18 protein-coding genes are annotated in these 22,616 nt (G+C 69.4%); 10 read left to right on the top strand and 8 right to left on the bottom strand.

Annotated features, from left to right (window positions below):
- Positions 1-125 precede the first annotated feature (125 nt).
- From NR810_RS13525 to NR810_RS13540, 4 genes are all read right to left on the bottom strand, one after another.
- The gene (locus tag NR810_RS13525) at positions 126-395 is read right to left on the bottom strand and encodes a GlsB/YeaQ/YmgE family stress response membrane protein (protein WP_257452488.1); all 270 of its coding nucleotides are present in this window, start codon (positions 393-395) and stop codon (positions 126-128) included.
- 126 nt (positions 396-521) lie between these two features.
- Positions 522-1,256 carry a 16S rRNA (uracil(1498)-N(3))-methyltransferase gene (locus NR810_RS13530; protein ID WP_257452490.1) on the bottom strand — a complete coding sequence of 245 codons (735 nt, stop codon included), beginning with the start codon at positions 1,254-1,256 and terminating at the stop codon, positions 522-524.
- 68 nt (positions 1,257-1,324) lie between these two features.
- Complete coding sequence (locus tag NR810_RS13535) at positions 1,325-2,566, bottom strand: endonuclease/exonuclease/phosphatase family protein (RefSeq protein ID WP_257452497.1); 1,242 nt, start codon at positions 2,564-2,566, stop codon at positions 1,325-1,327.
- A 21-nt stretch (positions 2,567-2,587) separates the two neighbouring features.
- Complete coding sequence (locus tag NR810_RS13540; RefSeq protein WP_257452498.1) at positions 2,588-2,893, bottom strand: hypothetical protein; 306 nt, start codon at positions 2,891-2,893, stop codon at positions 2,588-2,590.
- 232 nt (positions 2,894-3,125) lie between these two features.
- Between NR810_RS13540 and NR810_RS13545 the strand changes: the two genes are divergently transcribed.
- Together NR810_RS13545 and NR810_RS13550 are read left to right on the top strand one after the other, a co-directional pair.
- The gene (locus NR810_RS13545; RefSeq protein ID WP_257452499.1) at positions 3,126-4,445 is read left to right on the top strand and encodes an adenylate/guanylate cyclase domain-containing protein; all 1,320 of its coding nucleotides are present in this window, start codon (positions 3,126-3,128) and stop codon (positions 4,443-4,445) included.
- Positions 4,446-4,463: 18 nt separating this feature from the next.
- Positions 4,464-5,459, top strand: coding sequence for an Lnb N-terminal periplasmic domain-containing protein (locus tag NR810_RS13550; protein ID WP_257452501.1), 996 nt, complete (start codon positions 4,464-4,466; stop codon positions 5,457-5,459).
- 14 nt (positions 5,460-5,473) lie between these two features.
- Here NR810_RS13550 and NR810_RS13555 read toward each other — a convergent pair whose 3' ends face one another.
- A complete protein-coding gene (locus tag NR810_RS13555) occupies positions 5,474-5,962 on the bottom strand; it encodes an Mpo1 family 2-hydroxy fatty acid dioxygenase (RefSeq protein WP_257452503.1) in 489 nt (162 codons plus the stop codon).
- 34 nt (positions 5,963-5,996) lie between these two features.
- Positions 5,997-6,869, bottom strand: a complete 873-nt coding sequence (prmA, locus tag NR810_RS13560; protein ID WP_257452516.1) for a 50S ribosomal protein L11 methyltransferase — start codon at positions 6,867-6,869, stop codon at positions 5,997-5,999.
- Positions 6,870-7,126: 257 nt separating this feature from the next.
- Between prmA and NR810_RS13565 the strand changes: the two genes are divergently transcribed.
- From NR810_RS13565 to NR810_RS13585, 5 genes are read left to right on the top strand one after another with little or no spacing between them, the layout of a single operon-like run.
- Positions 7,127-7,927: a pilus assembly FimT family protein gene (locus NR810_RS13565; protein WP_257452519.1), complete on the top strand. Its 801-nt coding sequence runs from the start codon at positions 7,127-7,129 to the stop codon at positions 7,925-7,927.
- A gap of 11 nt (positions 7,928-7,938) precedes the next feature.
- Entirely contained in the window at positions 7,939-8,496 is a 558-nt protein-coding gene (locus tag NR810_RS13570; protein WP_257452522.1) for a type IV pilus modification PilV family protein, read from the top strand.
- Entirely contained in the window at positions 8,496-9,617 is a 1,122-nt protein-coding gene (locus tag NR810_RS13575) for a prepilin-type N-terminal cleavage/methylation domain-containing protein (protein WP_257452523.1), read from the top strand. Before NR810_RS13570 ends, NR810_RS13575 begins: the two co-directional genes overlap by 1 nt.
- 10 nt (positions 9,618-9,627) lie before the next feature.
- A complete protein-coding gene (locus NR810_RS13580) occupies positions 9,628-10,140 on the top strand; it encodes a PilX N-terminal domain-containing pilus assembly protein (protein WP_257452525.1) in 513 nt (170 codons plus the stop codon).
- A gap of 9 nt (positions 10,141-10,149) precedes the next feature.
- The gene (locus tag NR810_RS13585; RefSeq protein ID WP_257452528.1) at positions 10,150-15,279 is read left to right on the top strand and encodes a pilus assembly protein; all 5,130 of its coding nucleotides are present in this window, start codon (positions 10,150-10,152) and stop codon (positions 15,277-15,279) included.
- Positions 15,280-15,401: 122 nt separating this feature from the next.
- Here NR810_RS13585 and NR810_RS13590 read toward each other — a convergent pair whose 3' ends face one another.
- Positions 15,402-18,005 (bottom strand): M16 family metallopeptidase, encoded by a 2,604-nt coding sequence (locus tag NR810_RS13590; protein WP_257452530.1) that lies wholly within the window; start codon positions 18,003-18,005, stop codon positions 15,402-15,404.
- Between the two features lie 209 nt (positions 18,006-18,214).
- Here NR810_RS13590 and NR810_RS13595 point away from each other — a divergent pair, with 209 nt between their 5' ends.
- From NR810_RS13595 to NR810_RS13605, 3 genes are read left to right on the top strand one after another with little or no spacing between them, the layout of a single operon-like run.
- Complete coding sequence (locus NR810_RS13595; RefSeq protein ID WP_257452532.1) at positions 18,215-19,843, top strand: coiled-coil domain-containing protein; 1,629 nt, start codon at positions 18,215-18,217, stop codon at positions 19,841-19,843.
- Between the two features lie 6 nt (positions 19,844-19,849).
- The gene (gene hemW / locus NR810_RS13600; RefSeq protein WP_257452543.1) at positions 19,850-21,073 is read left to right on the top strand and encodes a radical SAM family heme chaperone HemW; all 1,224 of its coding nucleotides are present in this window, start codon (positions 19,850-19,852) and stop codon (positions 21,071-21,073) included.
- Positions 21,074-21,101: 28 nt separating this feature from the next.
- Positions 21,102-21,434, top strand: coding sequence for a cupin domain-containing protein (locus NR810_RS13605; protein ID WP_257452546.1), 333 nt, complete (start codon positions 21,102-21,104; stop codon positions 21,432-21,434).
- Here NR810_RS13605 and NR810_RS13610 read toward each other — a convergent pair.
- On the bottom strand, positions 21,424-22,461 hold the full coding sequence (locus NR810_RS13610) for a metallophosphoesterase (RefSeq protein WP_407653773.1): 1,038 nt from the start codon (positions 22,459-22,461) through the stop codon (positions 21,424-21,426). The two genes, NR810_RS13605 and NR810_RS13610, sit on opposite strands and share 11 nt — an antisense overlap.
- Positions 22,462-22,616 lie beyond the last annotated feature (155 nt).

Below are 22,616 nucleotides of genomic sequence, written 5' to 3' on the forward strand. Positions count from 1 at the left end.
GCACTTGGACAACGGTTCCTCCGGGCTGGAGAGGGCTGTAGCACCATGAAACGCCCTCTCCGCGCCGGGGGCAAGAAAACCACCGGAAACCCAGGGCTCCCCGCCTGGTCACCGTCGGGGAGGCATCATCCGAAGCGCCGGCGGCGCGTGGCCAGGGTCACTCCGACCGTGATGAGTGTCGAGACGATGACGGCCAGTGTGATGCCCAGCGGGTGGATGGTGGAGAGCGCCTGATTCGGGGCGAGCGCCGAACTGAAGAGCCCGCCGACGATGCCTCCCACCATGCCGAGCAGGACGCTCCCCAGGAAGCCCACCTGGGGCGCCGGAGGCAGGGCGATTCGCACGATGACGCCCACGATGAGTCCGATGATGATGTAGGCGATGATGGCGTTCATGAATCCCTCTCTGCGGACCTCGGGAAGAAGTCACTGTCGCGGAGGAAACATAGGGATGGGGGGAGGGGCTGGGCAGACAGCGAGCGGCGGGGGCTCGTCCTCCCGGCTCCCGGGCATGCGCCCCGCCTAACCGAGCTCCCCATCCAGGTGCATCATCACCGCCAGGGCGGCGAGCGCGGCCGTCTCGGTGCGGAGGATGAGCCGGCCCAGGGTGACGGGGCGTCCACCGAGCGCGCGGAGTGCCTGGACCTCCTCGCGGGCCAGTCCGCCCTCGGGGCCCACCACGAGGGCGACGGGAGAGCCGGGGGCGCTGCCGCGGAAGGCCTCGCCCAGCGGGACGGCGGACTCCTCCTCGTCGAGCACCAGCAGGGTGGTGTCCGGGGCGAGCGCACGTACCGCCTCCACCAGGGGGCGGGGCGGGTGGACGACGGGCACGTCATCGCGCCGGCACTGGCGGGAGGCCTCCTCGACGATCTTCGCCCACCGGGCGGTGCGCTCCTCGGCGCGCTTGGGCTCGAGCTTCACCACGCTGCGCGCGGCGGCCACGGGGTGGAACGCGGTGGCGCCCAGCTCGGTGCCCTTCTGCAGCACCCACTCCAGCTTGTCGCCCTTGGGGAGCCCCTGGAGGATGTGCACCTGGCGCCGGGGAGGCGAGCGCCGGGCCTCACCGAGCTCCAGGCGCACCGCGTCCGCGTCCACCGAGGCCACGCGTGCCGTGCAGGAGCGGCCCGCGCCGTCGAAGACCTCGAGCGAGGCGCCCTCGCCGAGCCGCAGCACGTGGACGAGGTAGTGACGCCGCTCGCCGGTGAGGGTCACCTCGGAGGGGGTGGGCTCCGGGAGCGGGACGAAGAGTCGGACCACGGCGGGATTCTCCTCCTGAAGGGGAAGGGCGACTTCAGCAGGAAGCCGCCGTCCCCACCAGGGCGGACTCAGTGGCGGGTGTCGCGCAACTGGAAGTCGGCGAAGGAGGGCAGGTGGTCGGACGCCTCGGTGGAGTGGTCCACCTCCAGCAGCAGGGGCTCGAGCTGGCGGGAGGCGAAGAAGGTGTCGAAGCGCTTGCCGGTGGCGGGGGGCACGCCAGTGCCGTCGGGCAGGGCATTGAGGGTGGACAGGTCCGCCACGTCCTGGAGCCGCAGCCACTGCGGGGAGCCCTTGGGCACCTTGCCGGCCACGAGCATCTCGCGGGCCTGCTCCGGGCTCATCAAGGTGCCGTCCGGCAGCCGCACGCGCCGCTCGCGGGCGCGGTGGAGCGGATCCGGCAGCTCGTGCTCGAGCGCGTGGAGGGCGCGGCGCACGCGCACGTCGGCGATGTTGCCCACGCCCCAGTCACCCACGCTCGGGTGCACGTCACCGTAGCGGGACTCGTAGTCCTTCACCGTCTCGGTGGGCTCGTGCTTGCGCAGGGGGTTGGGCAGCAGCGAGTAGTGGTGTTTGACGTTGATGTTGGCGTTGAAGTCGCCCAGGGCGATGGAGGGCACGCCGTCGCGGGAGTGGAGGACGGCCTGGAGCTGCCAGAGCTGGCCGGCGTTGATGCCGCTGTCGCCCAGGGTGTGGTGCACGCAGTAGAGGGCCACCGTCTGGCCGAACACCTGGAGCAGCGTGAAGAGGGCGCCGCGGTCCTCGTCCAGCTCGCCCACGAAGCCCTGGCGGGCGATGGCCGCCGCGCGCGCGTCCTCGGGGAAGGCATAGGTGTAGTGCGCGGCCTCGAGGATGGGGTGGCGGCTGAGGATGGCCTTGCCGTTCACCACGGGTCCGCCGATGTCGCGGCCGTGGTAGGCGAGGTGGAAGCCATAATCGCGCGCGAGCTCCACGGCGGTGGGCTGGCTGGCCTCCTGGAGCGCGATGACGTCCGGCATCCGGCCGCTCGACTCCAGCTCGACGAAGTAGCGCTCCAGCAACTGCCGGTGCGTTCCACCCAGGAGGATGTTGTACGTCATCACCCGGAGCATGTGGTCGCGGGTCGGGCGCGGCTGGGGGTGGTGCACCAGCAGCGTGTCGCCCGTTCCGAGCTGGCGCGGACCGTCCGCTGGCGGCAGCGAGTCGAACCCATGGAAGACATGGGTGCGCTCGAGGCGCGGCAGGTGCTGGGGTGGGGCGACGGGGACTCCGTCGATGACGTTCCTCCCGAAGGGGAGGCGCTCCAATAGTCGAGAGAGGGCCTGTCCTGGCATGGGTCCTCTACTGTCTGCGCATCAATCGCCCTGCACGCGACCGCTGGCCGCTTCGCCGCTCCCGCTACTGGCGCCCAGCGATTCGCCCGCTCCCTCGGCCGCCGGGCCGGGAGGGGTGTTGGTGGGATCGGCCCCGGACGCCGTCTTGTGGCCGGTCACGGTGTCGTCGTCCGCGTTGCCCGGGAAATGGCCCTCGCGCTGCTCGGAGAAGGTGCGCCGCTCGTCGGGCACACCGCGCCCGGCCTTCTCGGTGATGCCACGTGACTGGGTGACGGCTTCCGTGTAGCCCTGGGCGGGGGGCGTGGGACCGCTGAACTTGCCTGCCATGGTGGACTCCTGCGCTGTGAAGGTCTGCTACCCGTCAATCTCTGGCGGCGGGGAGGTGCCGCCAACCCATCGAGCCTCTTGTGCGGGAGGGAGGGCGGGGGGACGAGCCATCGGGAGCGAGGCAAAGTGGCGGCACACCTGCTATGCGCAGCCCGACATGTCCTCTCGCCATCGAATCGACCCACGAGGGCCTCGTGGAGTCCCTGCACCCCGTGCCCGGGGTCCGTCCCGCATGAGCCGGAAGAGGGACCGGATGGCGCGTTGGGCGGATGAGAGCACCGTCGCCCGCTTCGAGGTGGCCCAGGCCAACCAGGAGCAGGTGCTGGCGGAGAGCGCGCTGCGGGGTGAGCGCCTGGTGGCAGCGACGCGGCTCGTGCTGATGGCGCTGCTCTTCGTGAGTCAGTCCTTCATCGCCCGGATGGAGGGGGAGGTGCTGCCAGCGGATCCGCTGCTGCGGGGGGCGGTGTTCCTCTACATCCTCGGCGCCGTGGTGATGCTGGTGACGGTGTGGCGCGAGAAGGCGAATCCGCGCCGGGCCATCTGGCGGCCGGTGCTGGCGACGCTCTTCGACTGTGGCTTCTTCGGCTTCATGGCGTGGCGGATCATCCAGGACAGTGGGCACCTCAACGCGCCGATGCTGGCGGCGAGCTGCGCGGTGGTGATTGCCTTCTCGGTGGCCCGCTACAGCTGGCTGCACGTGGTGCTGTCCACGGTGCTGGCCTCGGCGACGTACGTGCTGGCGAGCTGGATGGCGGGTGCGTTCTCCTTGTCCCTGGTGAGCTTCGTGCTCGGCTGCTACCTCTCGCTCGGGCTGCTCATCGGGCTGGTGAACGGGGAGGCGCGCCGCATGTTCCTGACGCTGCGGCGGCTCGACAACCTGTCGCGTTTCCTGCCCAGGCAGGTGGTGGATCGGGTGATGGGAACGGGGGATGGAACGCTGGAGCCGATGCAGCGCGAGGTGACGATCCTCTTCAGCGACATCCGGGACTTCACCTCGCTGAGCGAGACGCTGCCCCCCAGGGCGGTGCTGGAGCTGCTGGACGACTACTTCGGGCACATGTCGCAGATCGTCATGGGGCACGGGGGCATCGTGAACAAGTTCCTGGGAGACGGGATGCTGGCGTGCTGGGGCGTGCCGGACGGGGACCCGCGGCACGCCGTGCACGCGATGCAGGCGGCGCTCGACATGAGGACGAAGCTGGTGGAGCTCAACGCGTGGCGGGAGCAGCGGGGCGAGGCACCGCTGCGCATCGGCATCGGGCTGCACACGGGGGTGGTGGCGGCGGGGATGCTGGGGGGCGCGGAGCAACACGAGTACACGGTCATCGGCGACGCGGTGAACGTGGCCTCACGGGTGGAGGGGCTCACCAAGACACTGGGTGTGGACATCCTGGTGAGTGAGAGCACCTGGCGGGCGGGCGAGGGGCGCTTCCAGGGAGAGCGCATCTCCGAGGAGCGGGTGAAGGGGCGCCGGGAGGGCGTGGTGGTGTACTCGCTGAATGGCTTCGCCCGGAGGGAGGAGCGGGAGCTTTCGACAGCCCTGAGCGCGTAGCGGATACTGGCGGCGTCCATGCGTCTTCTCGCTCGCGCCGGCACCTTCGGTCTCTTCGTCCTCTTCGCCCTCGGCCTCACGTGGCTCGTGTCCGCCGTCGTCCTCACCGGCGTGGGTCCTCAGGGGCCCGCCTGGTGGCGGTATGGGCTGGCCCTGCTCTTCGTCGTGGCGGTGGTCCTCGTCTGGCGCCGGGGCTCCAGGCGGAAGGCATTGGGCGTGCTCGCCGTGCTCTGCGTCTGCGTGTTCGCCTGGACCCAGACCGTGCGGCCCTCGCTCACCCGCGAATGGGCGCCGGATCTCGCCCGCTCCGCGCGAGCCGACATCCAGGGCTCCCGCGTCACCTTCCACGACCTGCGCGACTTCCGCTACCGCGGCACCACGGACTGGGACGAGGCCTGGTACTCCGCCACCTACGACACCCAGGAGCTCGTCCGCGCGTGGTTCATCGTCGAGCCCTTCTCCGGCTTCGAGGGCGCCGCCCACACCATGGTCAGCTTCGAGTTCTCCGGAGACCGCTTCCTCGTCTTCTCCGTGGAGATCCGCCGCGAGCGCGGTGAGACGTTCTCCGCGGTGGGTGGCCTGTTCCGCCAGTTCGAGCTCACCTACGTCGTCGGTGACGAGCGCGACCTCATCCAGCTGCGCAGCAACCACCGCCGAGACGACGTCTACCTGCATCCCATCCGCGCGTCGAAGGAGCGCACCACCGCCTTCTTCCTCGACATGGTGCGGCGGATGAACGCCCTCCAGCAGCGGCCCGAGTTCTACGACTCGCTCACCAACAACTGCACCACCAACCTGGTGCGCCACCTCGAGAAGGTCAGCGCCACCAACGTCCCCTACGACCACCGCACCCTTCTTCCCGCCTACTCGGATGAGCTGGCCTTCGAGCTGGGCCTCATCGACACCGACGTGGATCTCGCCCGGACGCGCGCGCGCCACCACATCAACACGTTGGCCCTCGCCGCCCAGGGCCGCGATGACTTCTCGCTTCGCATCCGCGGGCGGGGCAAGTAACGGGCGAGTGCCCTCTACCTGGCTGACTGGGGCGCGGCTTGCGCCTGCGCCCCGAGCTTGTAGTCCCCGGTGAGCAGGGCGACGAAGAACAGGGGGCCGACGAGGGCGTGGACCAGGTTGGTGAAGAAGGAAGGCGACTTCTTCTCCCAGACGGCGTGGCCGGCGAGCTGGACGAGCCACCCGCCGATGGCGATGGCGACGACGAACCCGCCGGGCAGGGCGCGGCCGAGCGGGATGCAGAAGGCCATGGCGACGGAGACGATGCCACCGAGCTTCGCATCCGCGCGCAGGTACCAGATGGAGGCGAGCACCCAGGCCACGTGGGCGAGGGTCAGCTCGCCACCGGGCATGAGGGGGAAGGACACCAACCGCACCCAGTCCAGCATGGCGACGATGTGCAGGACGATGAGGGGAATGGCGATTTTGTGCGTGAGGCGGTTGGTGGGGTGCTGATGGGACGAGGTGTATTCGTCGAACAGCGCCTGGGTGTGGGGCTTCAGCATGGGGGCGACTCTAGGCCGCGCCCCGGGGACCGGGCTACTTCGCGCGGTGGAAGTCCAGGCGCACCCACTCGCCCTGCTGGGCTCCGGGCTCCGGCACCAGCCCGAGGTTCACGTACGCCGCCTCCACGTCCGCCTTCTGGTGCGCGAGCACGCCCGCCATCACCAGCCTGTCCTTCACCTTGGGGACGATGAGCGGGGCCAGCTCGATGAGCGTGTTGGCCAGGATGTTGGCCACCACCAGCTCGAAGGTGCCCTCCACCTCTGTCAGCTCCTTGCCGGACAGCTCCACGTCCGGCGTGCCGTTGTCCTGCGCGTTCTCCCGCGCCAGCTCCACCGACACCGGATCGTTGTCCGTGCCCACCACCCGGCCCGCTCCCAGCTTCTTCGCCGCGATGGCCAGCACACCCGTACCCGTCCCCACATCCAGCACACTCGCACCCGGATGGGTGGCCATGTAGTCGTCCACCGCACCCAGACACAGCGAGGTGGTGGGGTGGTCGCCGGTGCCGAACGCCATCTTCGGCTCGATGACGAGTCGCACCTTGTCGGATGGGGCGCTCTGCGCCTCCCAGGGGGGACCGACCCACAGCCGGCCCACCTGCACGGACTTGATGTGCGCCTTCCAGGCGTTGCTCCAGTCCTGTTGCTGCTCCTGGGACAGCTGCATCCGCGCCGAGGGGAAGGCCTCGGCCAGCTCCGCCCGGGCCGCCTCCGCCGTCTGGGTGTCCTCGAAGTAGGCGACCAGGATGGACTCGCCCGCCGCGGGCGCTCGCACTCCCGGCATGATGAGGCTCTCCCGATCCCTCACTTCCAGTCCCATCGCCCCCGCCTCGTGCAGCAGATCCTGCGCCGCCTCCGACTCCGTCTCCGGCAGATCCACCGTGAGTGTCTGGTACGTCCCCGTCATTGCGTCCTTCCCGCGTCTATCGTTGCTGGCCGGAAGATGCCGGGATGGCTCCAGCGGGGAAAGAAATTTCCGAAGGCGAGTGCTCGCTCCGTCGCCTCTCCCGCTGGGGTCCCCAGGATGCGATGATCCGCCGTCGGAATTTGCGGTAAGCTGCCCCGCAGCGGACCCGTAGAAGGTCAATTGGATTCAGACCCGTTTCTGGGCGCCCGGTCGAGGATGGTGATGGCTCACGGGGGGCGCCTGCTGATGGACTCCCTATGAAGCGTACCCGTCGCAATGCCGGTTTCTCCCTGGTGGAAATGGCGACCGCCCTGGGCATTGTGGGCATCCTCGCCGCTCTTTCCTATGCCGCGCTGGAGGTGCTGCCCCAGCGGACGCGACTGACGGGAGGCGCGCTGGAGTTCGCCGCGGTGCTCTCGAGCGCGCGCTCTCACGCCTATGGCCGCAACCAGCGTGTGGCGGTGATCGTCAACGCGGACAAATACGGAGCGGGCAGCCCCATCCAGTACTGGGTGGTGGTGGACGCCTATTCGAATCTTCAGAAGACGCTGAGCGACACGCCCTGGAAGACCCTGGACGATCTGAAGCCCGGCTCGCCCCCCGCGCCCGCGGGCAAGGACTACTTCCCGCTGCTCGACTCGGGGCACTTCAACCCGTCGGTGCGGGTGCTGCAGAATGGCTTCAAGTCCGCCGTCGGCTCGGTGGCGCATGCGGGCTGCACCTCGCTGATGTCCGACAAGATCGGCCTCGCCAAGGGCCCCACCACGGGCTCCGACACCTTCCCTCCGCCCTTCTGCTTCGTCCCCAACGACACGGCGTGCACCTTCTGCACGGGGGACGGCGCCGCCGAGCCATTGCGCGGCGTCGTCTTCTTCGAGCCGGATGGCACCGTGGTGCTCGCCGATGCCGCGGGCAACCGGCAGCCGGCCGGCTCGGGCTCCATCACCTTCATGCCGACGGGCGGTGGCGGGGTCGAGAACGCCCAGGCCGTCGTCATCACCAATACCGGCCTCGTGCGAACCTTCTCGGCCAACGCGCACACGGCGAAGCCGCACTAGAGGTGACTCCCATGCTGCGACGCGTTCCTTCTCACGCACGTAACGGTTTCACGACGATCGAGGCACTGATCGCCGCGGTGGTGTTCCTCGTGGGCCTGGTCGGTCTGCTCGGCGCGCTCGTCCAGGCGCGCAGTGCCACCGGTCAGGCACGCCGGCTCATGCAGGCCACCGACATCGCCAATGACCTGGCCGAGCAGATCCAACTCTGGCCCTTCAACGACCCGCGGCTCAGCGCGTCCGATCCGCTGTGCGCGGAGGATCCGCTGGACAAGGACCACAAGCTGCTCGACCCCTCGTCCGGAGACCACGCCTCCTATCTGGAGTGCATGCATGGCGAGGAGAGCATCATGATGCTGGGCCCCGACAAGTTCGCCGGCCTGGCCACGGCCAGCTTCACCGACGAGAGTGGTGTGACGACCGAGTTCAAGCGCTACTACATCGTCCGCCTGCAGGACGTGAGCGACAAAGTGCGGCGCATGCAGATCTGGGTGAAGGTCATGTACACGGACGCGGGCGTGCCGCGTGTCGTCACCACGCAGGCGATGCGCATCCAGATGGGAGGCGTGTGATGCGGCGGCAACGCGGTTTCACGATCATCGAGTTGCTGGTGGGCACCGCCGTGACGTTCGTCACGGTGCTCGCGGTCTCCGCCGCCTTCCTCGGCTACACCCAGTCCTTCTACACGCAGGCGGGCATCCGCGGAGGCCAGGCCTCGTTGCGGCAGACCCACCAGATGGTGGTGCGCAACCTGCGCATGGCCGGCTACGGCATCGAGCCGTACCTGGCCTTCGACTTCCCGGCCGACTGGTACGACAACGCGGCCACCAACCGCTCGGACCGGCTCGTCTTCCGTATGCGCGACCCGGCTTTCAACGCGGTTGCCTCCAACATCATCAAGGGCACGACCACCATCAACCTGGCCAAGGGGCTGCCCGCGTCGCTGCGCAGGGGGCAGATCATCCAGTTGGTATGCCCGGGCGCGCTAGAATGGACGTATGCGCGGCTCAGCGCTCCCGCGGCCAAGGGAGACCTGATGTTGCAGATCGGGTCGGGGACCGACATCTTCCCCAACGTCAAGGACTTCACCAACGTCAATAACTTCGAACCGAGCTGCTTCAACACGGCTTCGGGTGGGCTGTCCATCCACGTCTTCAAGATCGACGTCTACGACTACTCCATCCAGCTCATCGATGATGATGGCATTCCGGGCACGCCGGGCCGGCCCTACCTGTTCCGCCGGCATGGGCTGGAGGAGAAGGACGCGAACGCGTTCGGTGAGCCGGTGGCCGAGGACATCGAGGCGATGCGCGTCACCTTCGTGCGCGCCGACGGCACGACCTTGACGCCGATCCCCACCCTCCCGGCGCCCGATCCCCCCTACAGCATTCCGCTGGACGCGAACAACCCGGCCAACATCCGCGCCGTGCGTGTGGCCCTGGTGGCGCGCACCAGCACCCGCGACTCGGGCATCAGCCCTGGTTTCATGAACAGGATTCCCGCCTTCGCGGGCCGGCCCGAGATTCTGAACGCGCCCTATGGTTTCCGGCGCATCCTCTCCGAGATGACGGTCCAGGTGCGGAACATGCGCTCCTCGGAGATGCCCATCCCCGTTTATTCCTTGGACTCGACCACGGTGAACGCCTGTAAGGGCGTTCTTCCCAGCGATGATTTCAATTGTGCTGGAGGCTAGGAGATTTGCCATGAAGAGACGCCTCGACAGACGCGGCTCCGTTCTGCTGCTGGTGGTGGTGCTGTTGGCGGTCATCAGCCTGCTGGCGGCCGCGGCGGTGACGTTCTCCCACAGCGAGCTGGGCGCGGCCCGCAACGAGCGCACCGGCGACGAGCTGCTCGCGTGCGCGGACGCGGGCCGCCAGTACATGCTCTCCCGCTTCGATATGTTCACCGGCAAGCCCGCGGAGCTCACGGCGGTCAACGTGGACATCAACGCGGCGGGAGCCGCTGACTGCCCCCCCGGTCAGATCAAGGAAGGCACACGTTGTGCGCGCAGTGGCCACATCGGACAACAGGTGTCAGTGAGCGGTATCACCGTCGTCGAGTCGAAGGCGGGTGGTGACCGGCGCGCGCTGAGGGATTTGACGAATAGCGTCGGGAAAACCACGTTTGACGGTGTTCCGCATAAAATTACCGTACACTGCTTGGACGAAAACGGTCGTGGGACCGAAGTGGAGTTCGTGGTGCGGTTCGGTCTCTAGGAGCCATTCATGATGCGCATCGACTTCGACACCATACGACGCACCCTGCAGCGGCCGTGGAGCCGCAGGCTGGGACTTGCCGCAGGAGTGGTGGTGGCGGGGGGCGTGGGATTCCTGGCCCTGGAGAGCCGCTCGGGCACCGTGGCCATGCCGGAGCTGGCCGCCTGCTGCACGGGCGGCGTCACCATGGGCGATTCCATGATGAGCCCCGCGGTGGGGGCCGACAAGGACTTCTTCGAGATCCCCTCCAGCCCGCCCAGCGCCATCTTCCTGCTCGGCAACAACGACTCGATGCAGGACTTCCCGGACTTCCTGCCCGAGGTGAACGGAAACGCGGGTGCCGTCCCGACCCCTCCCGGCGTGGACAGGTCCGATGAGATCGGCGCCGATGGTCACGCGGGTCTCAACGTCGGCCTGGGCTGCACGGATCCGGCGCTGGTCACGGCGATGAGCTGGTTCAACAAGGACAGCTCCGATCCGAAGCTCAATGGCTCCGTCCCCTACGACGCGGATGCCGACTTCAGCACCACCTCGCCCCAGTTCTTCAACCCGAACCTGTTCTACCAGTCCCGTGGCCGCCGCGTGTCGATGGTGGTGAACGAGGCCCCCGCCTCGCTCTCCTTCGACAACCGCACGACCAGCGGCTCCACGGACGCGGCGTCGGCCTGCTGGAACGCGCTGAACTGGAAGGACATCTATTACCTCAAGCCCGCCATCATGAACGAGTGCATCTCGTGTCTGACGACGAAGGGCTGGTGGCGTGGTCCGATCGTCACGCACCCGTTGGATCCCTACACCTACGGCATGAACGGCCCCGAGCGCGCGTTCGACGAGCCGCCGCTTCCGGTCGAGGCGTACCGCAAGTGGGTCCTCAGTGGCCGCGTGCTCAACGTGCGTCCGCCCAAGTTCGTGGTGGCGCGCAAGGTGCTGAAGCAGGTCATCGCCGGCGCGCCCAACGTGCGCATGGGCGTGGCCACCTTCGGTCCGAACAATGGTTGGTACGACCCGCCCCAGATGCTCGAGCCGCTGCGGCCCAGCTGCGATCAGTCCTTCCCCGTCATCAACGAGGACCAGCTCGACCGGCCCAAGCTGATGAAGGCCGTCAACCAGACGATCTTCCGCAACAACGAGCGCTCCATCGGCGAGGCCCTCTTCGGCCTGGGCGCCTACTTCTCCTCGCAGCGCCAGGACGACAAGTGGCTCAACTGGTTCAAGCAGCCGCTCAACCCGGGCTGGGGCTGGCCGGGCTGCTGCAACGGCGGCACGTACGATGACACCGTCTACACGGGTATGACGGAGGGTAAGTTCTGGGCCACCCAGAGCGACGAGTGGGTCAAGGGCGTGCAGACGTGGGAGACGCCGTGGGACGGCCGCAAGTCCGTGTGCTTCAGCTGCCAGGTCAACTCCGTCATCGTCCTGGCGGACGGCGCCCCGCTCTACGACAACTCGGTGCCCATCACCAAGATGATGGAGCTGCTGATCGCCAAGGGCGCCAAGCATCCGGATGGCACCCCCCTCACGTTCAATCCGGTCGACCCGGAGAACAACGGGAACGTGGGCGGAGTGAACTACTGCGACCAGTTCTTCCACGCGGATGGCACCAAGGCCACGAAGCCGGACTGCGACTACAACGCGTACAACTGGCCGACGGGTCTGGGGGTGGGCAACAAGAACTTCATGGATGACGTCGCCTTCTTCATGGCCAACATGGACCTGCGCGACGACCTGCCGGGCACGCAGTCGATGCGCACGTACACCATCGGCTACGGCGACTCGAGCCCCATGCTCCAGAGCATCGCGCTGGCCGGCAAGGGCAAGTTCTACACCGCCAAGAATCCCGATGATCTGCGCACGCACATCACTGACGCGCTCGGTGACCTGAAGCAGCTGTCCACCGCGTTCGCCTCGGCCAACATCTCCGGCGTGCAGACGGGCGGCATGCAGTCGTCCGTGTACGTGCCCCGCTTCATCCCGCGCCGCGGTCAGCCGTACGAGGGCCACCTCTACCGCTTCTTCTACTTCAGCGAGTTCGCCCAGGGTTGCAGTGACGTCAATGCCAAGAGCACGGCGGGCGATCCGTTCGACCTCAACAACGACAAGGACTGCGACGACACCTTCTTCCTGGACAAGCCGGCGGGCTTCTCCGGTGGCGCCCCGACCATCTCCAGCTTCACGGTCGACAACATCGTCCAGGAGAACGTGGAGGGCACCTGGGTCAAGGTCAACACGGCCATGGTGAACTCGGACGGCAAGCTGGAGGGTGGCACCCCGGCGCAGCCCTTCTGGGACTTCGGTGAGACGGTCGGCAACCGCAGCGCGAACGAGGATTGCAACCGCGACGATCCGCTCAATCCGACGAGTGGTCGCTGCATCTTCACGCTCATCGACAAGAACAACGACGGCAAGTACACCGACGCGGACAACCCGCCCGTCGAGTTCGCGGTCAAGAACGTCGACCAGCTCAAGAAGACCCTGCTGTCGGGCGGTGACTCCTTCTGCGTCACGCTCTACGCCAAGCAGAACAAGGGCGAGTGGAAGGGGACCGAGGCGGACCAGAAGTACTGCGCCACCCAGCTCATCCGCTACGTGCGCGGTATGAACGTCTTCGATCTGAAGGCCGGCAATGATCTCCCGAAGATCACCCTCATGGAGACGTGCCTGGATGGTTCCGGCGAGAACTGCCCGGTCGCCAGGACGGAGCGCCCGTGCGCGGACAACCCGAACAAGTCCTGCAAGCTGGCGGACATCTTCCACTCCACGCCCGTGACGGTGGAGCCGCCCGCCGAGCCCTTCCTGTGCACCCTGGGCTTGAGCGGCCAGTGCGTGTCCACGCTCTACGAGGACTTCTCCACCTCCATCAGCAACGAGCCGCGGTGCGCGACGGGCAGTCCCAAGCCCTGCTACATGCCCACGCCCATGTCTCCGGATCGCAGCTCGACGCTGAAGTACGGCGCGTATGACGAGTACCGGAAGAACAACGAGAAGCGCGACCGCATCGCGCTGGTGGGCTCCAACGGCGGCATGCTCCACGCCATCCACGTGGGCACGGTCCTCCCCAACAAGGAAAAGAACGGCGCCCTGGACGACATCTACGACATCGGCACCGGCCAGGAGATGTGGGCCTTCATCCCGCCGGACCTGATGCCCAAGCTGGGCCTGCTGGTGAACGGCCACGACTACTTCGTGGACGGCACGCCCATGGTGCGTGACATCTGGGCGGACGGCCTGGTGGGTGCCAAGGACGGCATCAAGCAGACGGCGGAGTTCCGCACCCTCGCCGTCATCACCGAGCGCGGTGGTGGTCAGCGCTACGTGGGCCTGGACGTGACGGATCCGCGCGAGATGCTGAAGGTGGACGGCAAGCCCTTCCGCTGGATGTTCCCCAACGCGTGCGACCCCGTGTCGTCCTCCATGGGTCAGTCCTGGTCCAACTTCGCGCCCAAGCCGCCGCCCATCGGGCCGGTGCGCCTCGAGGCCCTCACCGGTCCCACGCCCAACACCACCCGTGGCTGGGAGGAGCGGTGGATCACCGTGCTCAACGGTGGCTACAGCCCGGACCTCTCGCGCGGCCGCGGCGTGTACATGGTGGACGCCTGGACGGGTGAGACGCTGTGGTCCGCCGAGGCCCACCCCACCAACAACGGCTCCACCACGCCCTACCAGGCCGTGCTCAACCACATGCAGCCCGTGGTGGCCTCGGCGTCCCTGGTGGACATCGGCAAGGCGGAGAACGTGCAGTACGACCTGGACGGCTTCTTCGACACGATGGTCGTCGGCGACATGGGCGGCCAGGTGTGGACGTTCCGCTTCTGGGAGCCGGGCAAGCTGGACGGCACCGGCCGGGTGACGAACTGGTTCGGCTCGCGCTCGCTGGAGATGGCGCGTGACGACGGCTCGTCCAACGGACCGCGCAACGCCTTCCAGAAGGCGCCCATCTTCCACGTGGCCTCCAACATCCTGCAGCCGGAGACGGGCTGGCTGCGCAGCTTCGTGGGTACGGGCGACCGCCAGCACATGCGCACCACGCCGGGCGCGGACTGCGGTCCGGACGACCTGCTGGCCTGCATCCGGCTCAAGTGCGACGTGAGGGCCGAGTTCTCCGGCGACGTCAACGGCAGGCGGCGCACCAACATCCTGCAGTACTCCGGTGGCCAGCTGGTGACCAACGATGAGAAGTGGAACGGCGCCGTGGAGGCGACGTGCGGCTCCTCGAAGATGGAGCTGACGAACCTCGACATCAGCTGCCCCGCCTCGTCGATCGGCAGCAGCACGTACGCGGCGACGACGAAGACCGAGTCCTCGTGCACCAAGTCCAGTGGCATGTGGACGTGCACCAAGGCCAACCTCAACACCAGCACGCACGGTGACCTGAAGCTGACCGATAGCGACAAGGCCCTGGTGGTGGGCAACCGCTACTTCGGCTTCCACTCGTACGGCGGCGCGGTGCGCAAGTTCAACAGCGAGGCCACCGCGGTCGCGTTCGACGGCCTGCGCGTGACGGACACGCCTGGCTTCGACTGCGGCACGGGCAAGGTCTGCTCCCTGATGGACGTCACCATTCCGGACAGCGCCTACCAGGAGTTCACTGACTCCTCGGGCAACATCCTGCGCTACCTGCCCGTGGGCGAGCTGCTCAAGTCCACGACGAAGCGCGGTCTGACGGAGGGACCGGGCTGGTTCGTCAGGTACAACGGTCTGCAGGAGCGCACGGCGGCCGGTTCCACCGTGCTCGCGGGCGTCGTCTTCTGGCCCAGCTTCGCGCCGTCCGCGGGTGTCGGTGCCGCGGCCTGCTCGCTGTCTGGCATCGGTGACATGTCCTACTCGTGGCAGGCGGACGTCATCACCGGTCTGCCGGATCAGTCCGAGGGCTTCCGGGTGATGGATGACACGGGCAAGCTGCTCGGGTACCTGCCCAACAAGGCGCGTCCGACGTCGGCGCCCCCGACCGAGGCTCCGCCCATCATCTCGCTGTCGAAGACGGGCGGCATCCGCTACGAGGTGGCGGTGACGAACCCGGGTGATGCGCCCAGGACCGAGAAGCTGCGCGACAAGAGCAACGTGACGCCGGACGTGTACTGGCTCGAGGTGCCGCGCAACCTGCACGAGTGCCGTCACGAGAACGCCGAGAACTGCGACTGAGTCCGGCGTGGTGGTGAGCCGGGCCTCCGACGAGGCCCGGTGAGCCCATCCCCTCTCCCCCCTGTGTGGGAGAGGGGATTTTCTTTTGCGGGAAGGGGGGAGGCCCCGAGGGCCTCCGGGGCTCAGGGTCCGACGATGGCGAGCGCGCCGCGCTCGAAGTCGATGAGCTGGCGGGCCACCGTGCGCACGTCCTCGGCCGTCACCGCCGCCACGCGGTCCGCGTAGTGGAGGAAGTTCTCCAGGCCCAGGTCGTAGCACGCGTCCAGCGCGAGCATCGCCGCGCGCGCGCCGTTGCGCTGCAGGCCGATCTCATGGGTGCCGATGAGGTGCTGTTTGGCGCGGGCGAGCTCTGCCTCGGGGATGGGCTCGTCGCGCACGCGGGCCAGCTCCTCGCGGATGCCGGCGAGCGCGGCCTCCACCTTCTCGGGGCTGGTGCCCATGTAGACGGCGAAGTAGCCGGGGTCCACGCCCTCCATGGAGAAGCTGCTGACGCTGTAGGCCATGGAGCGCTTGTCGCGCAGCTCCACGAAGAGGCGCCCGCCCTGGCCGCTCAACAGCGTGGAGAGCACCTCCAGCGCGTGCCGCCGGCCGTCGCCCACCCGCAGGCCCTGGAAGCCCAGTACGAGGTGCGTCTGCGCGCGCGCCAGCACCCGCTTGTCCGAGCGCGAGGACTCGGGGGGCGGCTCGAGCTGGATTCGTGGCGGAGGCACCGCACGGCCGCGGGACGTGCCAAAGGCCTCGTGCGCGAGGGCGAGCACCTCGTCCACCCTCACGTCGCCCACCACGCTCAGGATGAGCTGCGAGGGATCCATGTGCGCTGCGTGGTAGGCGCGCAGCGCGTCCGGCCCCAGCCTCTCCACCGAGGACTGCTCGCCGAGCGGAGACAGCCGGTACGGGTGCGAGCGGAAGAGGGTCCGGCCGAAGAGGTCGAACACCAGGCCACTGGGTTTGTCCTCGCGGGTGAGGATGTCCTGCAGCAGCAGGGCACGCTCACGCGTCACCTCGGCCTCGGGGAAGCTGGGGTTCAGGAGGCAGTCCGCGAAGAGACGGAAGGCCGCCTGGAAGTGGCGGGAGAGGAACTCGCCGCGCAGGCCCACCGAGTTGCGTCCGCCCTGGCCCGAGAGCGAGCCGGCGAAGCTGTCGATGAGGTGGGAGATCTCCTCCGCGTCGTGCGAGGGCGTGCCCCGGGTGATGCTGCGGCCGAGCAGCGTGGTGAGGCCGTTGGTCTCCGGCGTCTCGTAGCGCAGGCCGCCAGGGAAGGCGGCGCGCATGGCGAAGAGGGGGACGGCCCGCTCCTCGCGCACGAGGATGCGCGCTCCCGAGGGCAGCCGCTCCTGCACCACCTTGCCCGGAGAGGCCGGCGAGGTGCGGCCCATGCGCGGCGCGGGCTCGGTGGCGGAGGCCCTGGGGGCCCGGCGCTCGGGCGGGGCGGCGGGCGTCTCGCGCGACACCCGGTCCAATATCTCCTCGGCCTGCTCCGCGCCGAAGGAAGCGCCCTGGGGCATCAGTCCGGTGACGATGGTCTGGTCGAAGCGCAGGTAGCGCTCGGCCACCTCGCGGATGCGCTCGGGGGTGAGCCGGGCGATGGCCTCGTAGTAGCGCGCCTCCGCCTCCAGGTCCCCCATGGAGGACTGGTAGTGGCCCATCTTGCGCGCCAGGCCCTGCACCGTCTCGCGCTGGTAGACGGACTCGGCCTCGATGAGGGCCTTCACGGTGGCCAGCTCGTCCGCGGGCACCAGGCCCGTGCGCATGGCGGCCAGCACCCGCACCGTCTCCTCGAGCGCCTGCGGCAGCTTCGCGGGTGGCAGCGTGAGGCTGGTGGCGAAGAGGCCCGGATCCCTCGGCGTGTAGGCGTACGCGTGGACGTCGTTGACGAGGCTGCGCTTGCGCTTCACCTCCAGCACCAGCCGCGAGGCGTCCCCCTGGCCGGCGAGCATGGCCAGTGCGTCCAGCGCGGGCACGTCCGGGTGGTCCGCCTGGGGAATGAGGAAGGCGAGGTTGAGGTAGGCCTCCTTCACCTCGTCCGGACGCAGCATCACGCGGCGGCGGGCCACCTCGGGCTCGCGCGCACGGACCACGCCGCCCTCGTAGGGCCGGCCCCAGTCTCCGCCGAAGATGTCCTCCACCCACCGGCGCAGCTCCGCCTCGGTGAAGTCACCCGCGGCGGACAGCACCAGGTTCCGCGGGGTGTAGTGCCGCCGGTAGAACTCGAGCACCTTGTTCCGGTCGAAGCTGCGCACGCTCTCCGCGGTGCCGATGACGGGGAGGCGGTAGGGGTGCATCTGGTAGGCGGTGGAGAAGAGATCCCTCGAGGCGCGCCGGGCCGGGGTGTCCTGGCTGCGTTTGATCTCCTCGCACACCACCTCGATTTCGCGCGCCAGCTCGTCGGCGTCGAAGGCGGAGGAGCGGATGGCGTCGCCGAGGATGTCCAGCCCCATGCGGGCGAACTGGCTGGCGATGACGATGTGGTAGACCGTCTGGTCGAAGGACGTCCAGGCGTTGATCTCCCCGCCGTGGGCCTCCACGTCGCGGGCGATCTCCCCGGGGCCCCGGCGGGCGGTGCCCTTGAAGAGCATGTGCTCGTGCAGGTGCGCGAGCCCGGCCTGGTCGGGGCGCTCGTCGGCGCTGCCGGCCTTGACCCACACCTGGAAGGCGGCCACCCGGGCCGCGTGCTGCTCCTCGAAGACGACGGTGAGTCCGTTGGGAAGTGTGTAGCGCTGAGCCATGGAACGTCTGAACCTGTCACCGGCAGTGGGGGTAGGCAAGACGAGCCGGAGCCCTTTCCGACCAGTCCCTAACGCCCGGGGTGTTTCACCGCGACCCTGTTGTGAGCCTGGAAACCAGCCGGGAGGGCGGGATGCGCGGGAGCCGCGGAGGCCGCTGGAGAAGAGGGCTCGCGGACGTTAACCTCGGCGGGATGGGGTCGTCAGAGGAGATGGATCCGCTCGCGGAGCTGCGTGAAAGCCTGGTGGAGGAGGTGGCCGGGTCCTCGGACTCCACGGCCGCGCGTCCTCAGGCCCCGTCCGTGCCTCCTCCATTGCCGCCGCGCAAGGCCTCGCCCGCCACCCCGGCCGCCTTCAGACCCGCCATGTCCCTGCCGTCCGTGCAGGGGACCTCTCGGAGCGCCGAGCCCCCGGCCGCCACGGCGCGTCCGGTGGGGACGGCGGACCCCTTCTCCGAGCCGCCCGAGCCGCGCATGCCCCTGGGCAGCGCGCCGGAGGAGAAGCTCGAGCACTTCCGCGCGGTGGTGAAGCAGAAGACGGAGACGCTGACCCGCGCCCGGGCCCTGTACGAGGAGCGCGAGGCCGAGCTCCAGGCCCTGCGCGTCTCCGAGGCCACGCTGCGCAGGCAGCTGATGGAGGCGCGGGAGCAGCTCGCGGGGGTGAAGGAGCTGCCCGCGAAGCTGGAGCAGGCCTCGGCGGCGCTGGCTCGCGAGTCGGCGCGCACGGCGGCGGCCGAGGCGAAGGTGGCGGAGCTCGAGGGCGAGCTGCAGTTGGTGGAGGAGGACCGCAAGGACCTGTCGCGCTCGCTGGCCGAGGTGGAGGCGGAGCTGTCGCGCGTCACCAGCGAGCTGCAACACGAGCGGAGCTCGCGCGGCTCCATCGCCGAGGAGCTGGTGGGGGCGAAGGAGGCCCTGTCGCTGGCGCAGGACCGGGTGGCGGAGCTGGCCGCCGAGCGCGCCGAGATGCAGGGGGCGCTGGAGGCCGTCCGCGAGCAGTACCAGGCGAACCTGGCCGAGCTGGAGCGCACCGGCGAGGAGCTGCGGGAGCGGGAGCTCGCCGACGAGGAGCGGGCGGGCGGGGCGGAGCGGGTGGCCGAGCTGGAGGCGGAGGTCGCGTCGCTGAGGGAGGCCCTGGCGGCGAGCGAGGCCGAGGTGGTGCAGCTGCGCGACCGGATGGAGGCGGACGCGTCCGCGCTGGGCGAGGCGGCGGAGCAGGCCGAGACACAGGTGGCGGCGCTGCGGGCCGAGTTCGAGGCGGCGGAGGCGGATCGCAAGGATCTCTCCCGGTCGCTGGCGGACGTGGAGGCGGAGCTGGCGCGCGTGCAGGCCCAGGCGAAGGAGGAGGCGGAGTACACGGCGGCGGCCCAGTCCCGGGTGGTCGAGCTGGAGGCCGAGCTGAAGACGCTGGAATCGGACCGGCAGGATCTCTCCCGGGCGCTGGCGGACGTGGAGGCGGAGCTGGGCCGGGCGCGGGAGCAGGCGGAGCAGCGGGACGCGAGCGAGGCGGAGGAGGAGCTGGAGGTGGAGGAGCTGGACGCCGAGCGCCGGGCCCAGGAGGCCGAGGAGCAGGTGCTGCGGTTGCGGCAGCGGGTGACGATGCTGGAGGGCGCGCTGGAGGCCTCGCGAGGCAAGAACCCGGCGCCGGAGGCGGAGGCCCTGGTACGCGAGTCGTCCGAGGCGACCGCCGGGCTGGTGGCCGAGCGCGATCAGCTCAAGGAGGACGTGGCGGCGATGAAGCGCAAGCTGATGGCGGCGGAGACGGCCCTGGAGACGGCGGCCAGCTACAAGATGAAGCTGGCGCGGTTGGAGGCGCAGCTCGCGCAACTGCGCGGGGCGAAGTAGCGCGGAATGGACTTCGCGGGCCCCATCGATCCTCTCACCGGGACACCGGCGGCGCGCTTCGGGCTGTACGTGCACTTCCCGTACTGTCTGGCGAAGTGCCCGTACTGCGACTTCGCGGTGGCGGTGGTGCGGCAGGTCCCGGAGGAGCGCTACGCGCGCGCGGTGCTGGCGGAGCTGGACGCGCGGCTGGAGGCGGAGCCCTCGCTGCGCGGACGGACGTTGGAGTCCATCTTCCTCGGAGGCGGCACGCCATCCATCTGGCACCCTCGCTGGGTGGCGCACGTGCTGGAGGGCGTGGCGGCGCGGCTGACGGTGGCGCCGGGCGCGGAGATCTCCCTGGAGGCCAACCCGAGTGTCGCGGACGCCGAGCGCTTCGCGGGCTACCGGTCGGCCGGAGTCAACCGGCTCTCGCTGGGCGTGCAGTCCTTCCAGGACGAGACGCTGAAGGCGCTGGGGCGCGAGCACACCGGCACGCAGGCGGTGGCGGCATACGAGACGGCACGGCGGGCGGGCTTCGACGTGGTGTCCATGGACTTCATCTATGGCGTGCATGGACAGACGCGGGCGCAGGCGCAGGCGGACGCGCGTCAGGCCGCGGCACTGGAGCCCGAGCACCTGTCCACCTACGCGCTGACGGTGGAGCGCGAGTCGCTGGCGGTGGCCACGCCCCTGTCGAGGCAGCTCGACAAGGGGGAGCTGGCGCTGCCTCCGGACGAGGAGGTGGTGGAGATGACGAAGGCCATCCACGACGCCTACGCCGCGCACGGGCTGCGTCGCTATGAGATCTCCAACCACGCGCGTCCGGGGTTCCACTCACGGCACAACGCGCTCTACTGGACGGGGGGCGAGTACCTCGCGCTGGGCGTGGGAGCCACGGGGATGCTGCTCACGTCCAGGCCGGGTGAGCGGCCCGCGGGTTACCGCTACGTGGACCTGCGTGGCTCGGATGCGTACATGCGGGCGGCGGAGGAGGGGAAGCTTCCGGAGTCCAGTCGCGAGGAGCTGAGCCCCCAGGAGCTCTTCGAGGAGCGGCTGGCCATGGGGCTGCGGCTGCGCTCCGGGGTGGACTGGGAGGCGGTGTGCGCGCTCTACGGTCAGGACCCGGCGCCGCGCCGGGCGGAGGTGGCGCGGCTGGTCCAGCACGGGCTGGCGAGGCTCGAGGGCCGGCGCCTCGTGCTCACCGACGCGGGCGCGGACGTGCACAGCGCCATCAGCGCGCGGCTCTTGTAACTGGCGCTTGCCCATAGGAGCAACCGACATGGACAACCTGTTCGCGCTTCCGAATCCGTTGCCAGAGGAGGAGACGTTCGAGCCGCTCCTGCCGGACAGGGGCGTCCTCATCGAGCGCATCGTCTCCACGGGACAGGCTTCACCTCCCGGCCACTGGTACGACCAGGCGCGGGACGAGTGGGTCGTCCTCCTTCAGGGGCGCGCGAAGCTCGCCTGGGAGGACGGCCGGACCCGCGAGCTCGGTCCGGGCGATTACGCCTTCCTCCCCGCCCATGAACGGCACCGCGTGGAGTGGACCTCCCGCGAGCCTCCGTGCATCTGGCTCGCCGTGCACGGAGACTTGCGCGGCGTCAGGGGCTGACCTGCCCGCGTGGGGGAGGGGCGGTCTGCTTGGGAGCGCGCGGGAGTGGGGGCGGAACGGGCGTCACCAGCTCCACGCGTCCCTCACGGTAGAGGGCGGTGACCTTGCCTCCGCGAATCTCCAGCGCGGAGACGTGGCGGCCGTAGCCGGTGCTCAGGCCGGTGTCGATGAACACCGCCTTGCCTCCGAAGCGGGTACGGACCTTCCCATCGCGGTCGGTGGTGTGCCCCATCACCATCCGCTTCGCGCCGAACCGCTTCAGCACCTCGTCGAGCGCGAGCCCCGCGCCCTGCTCCTCGCCCAGCGCGTAGCCGCGGAACCACAGCGGCCCCTGCGGATTCGCCGCGCCGCCAGGCGGATTGCCGGGGAACAGATCTTGCCGCACCCAGCGGTTGAGCTCGGCCAGGGTCTTCGCGGGGACCTGCGGCGAGACTCCACCGTGCACGAAGAGCGTGTCGTCGATGCGCACCACCGCCGGGTGCCGGCGCAGCCACTGGCCGTAGCGTCCGGTCGGCCCGTACGCCGCGCGATGCCCGTCGAACCCGCGCGGCGAGCCGGACGTCTCCGGCCCGGTGGCCTGGTCCGCGAACGAGGCCAGCTCGCCCGGGGAGACGTAGCGCAGGTCCCCGAGCATGTTCATCACCTCGTGGTTGCCCAGCAGCGCGTGCACCCGGCCGCCCGCCGCGAGCGCCTCGCCCTCCAGCCGCATCAGCAGCTCGAAGGCCTCGCGGGTCTTCTCCCCGCGATCCGGGATGTCCCCCGTCTGCACCAGGTGCGTCTTGCCGCCACTCCAGCGCCCCTTGTCATCGAGCAGGCCCGCCAGCCGCAGCGCTTCCTTCAGCGCGTCCACGTCGCCGTGCACGTCCCCCACCGCCACCACACGCTCCACGCCGGAGAAGGTGTCGGGGACCGCGTCCTCCAGATGGGGTGGAGCCGGAGTGGCCGGCGCGGAGGGCGCCGCCGCCAGCAGCAGCGGGACGAGCAAGGGAACCAGGAGTCGACGGGGAGCGGGAGGGGGACAGGACACGATGCTTGCCTCGGGTGGAGACCCTCACCCTAACCCTCTCCCAGAGGGAGAGGGGATTTGAAACGGAAGCGGGGGGGGGGGGGGGGGGGGGGGGGGGGGGGGGGGGCCCCGCCCCCCCCCGCTTCTACCCGGCCGTGTGCCGGGGACCGTAGGAG

This window comes from Archangium lipolyticum, assembly GCF_024623785.1.
Classification (GTDB): domain Bacteria; phylum Myxococcota; class Myxococcia; order Myxococcales; family Myxococcaceae; genus Archangium; species Archangium lipolyticum.

Bases quoted from the DNA above. Each gene is read 5' to 3' on its own strand.
- NR810_RS13585 (WP_257452528.1), top strand. From the start codon at position 10,150: ATGATGCGCATCGACTTCGACACCATACGACGCACCCTGCAGCGGCCG.
- NR810_RS13555 (WP_257452503.1), bottom strand. From the start codon at position 5,962: ATGCTGAAGCCCCACACCCAGGCGCTGTTCGACGAATACACCTCGTCC.
- NR810_RS13595 (WP_257452532.1), top strand. From the start codon at position 18,215: ATGGATCCGCTCGCGGAGCTGCGTGAAAGCCTGGTGGAGGAGGTGGCC.
- NR810_RS13570 (WP_257452522.1), top strand. From the start codon at position 7,939: ATGCTGCGACGCGTTCCTTCTCACGCACGTAACGGTTTCACGACGATC.
- NR810_RS13535 (WP_257452497.1), bottom strand. From the start codon at position 2,566: ATGCCAGGACAGGCCCTCTCTCGACTATTGGAGCGCCTCCCCTTCGGG.
- NR810_RS13605 (WP_257452546.1), top strand. From the start codon at position 21,102: ATGGACAACCTGTTCGCGCTTCCGAATCCGTTGCCAGAGGAGGAGACG.
- NR810_RS13540 (WP_257452498.1), bottom strand. From the start codon at position 2,893: ATGGCAGGCAAGTTCAGCGGTCCCACGCCCCCCGCCCAGGGCTACACG.
- NR810_RS13550 (WP_257452501.1), top strand. From the start codon at position 4,464: ATGCGTCTTCTCGCTCGCGCCGGCACCTTCGGTCTCTTCGTCCTCTTC.
- NR810_RS13545 (WP_257452499.1), top strand. From the start codon at position 3,126: ATGAGCCGGAAGAGGGACCGGATGGCGCGTTGGGCGGATGAGAGCACC.
- prmA (WP_257452516.1), bottom strand. From the start codon at position 6,869: ATGACGGGGACGTACCAGACACTCACGGTGGATCTGCCGGAGACGGAG.
- NR810_RS13565 (WP_257452519.1), top strand. From the start codon at position 7,127: ATGAAGCGTACCCGTCGCAATGCCGGTTTCTCCCTGGTGGAAATGGCG.
- NR810_RS13575 (WP_257452523.1), top strand. From the start codon at position 8,496: ATGCGGCGGCAACGCGGTTTCACGATCATCGAGTTGCTGGTGGGCACC.
- NR810_RS13580 (WP_257452525.1), top strand. From the start codon at position 9,628: ATGAAGAGACGCCTCGACAGACGCGGCTCCGTTCTGCTGCTGGTGGTG.
- NR810_RS13590 (WP_257452530.1), bottom strand. From the start codon at position 18,005: ATGGCTCAGCGCTACACACTTCCCAACGGACTCACCGTCGTCTTCGAG.
- hemW (WP_257452543.1), top strand. From the start codon at position 19,850: ATGGACTTCGCGGGCCCCATCGATCCTCTCACCGGGACACCGGCGGCG.
- NR810_RS13525 (WP_257452488.1), bottom strand. From the start codon at position 395: ATGAACGCCATCATCGCCTACATCATCATCGGACTCATCGTGGGCGTC.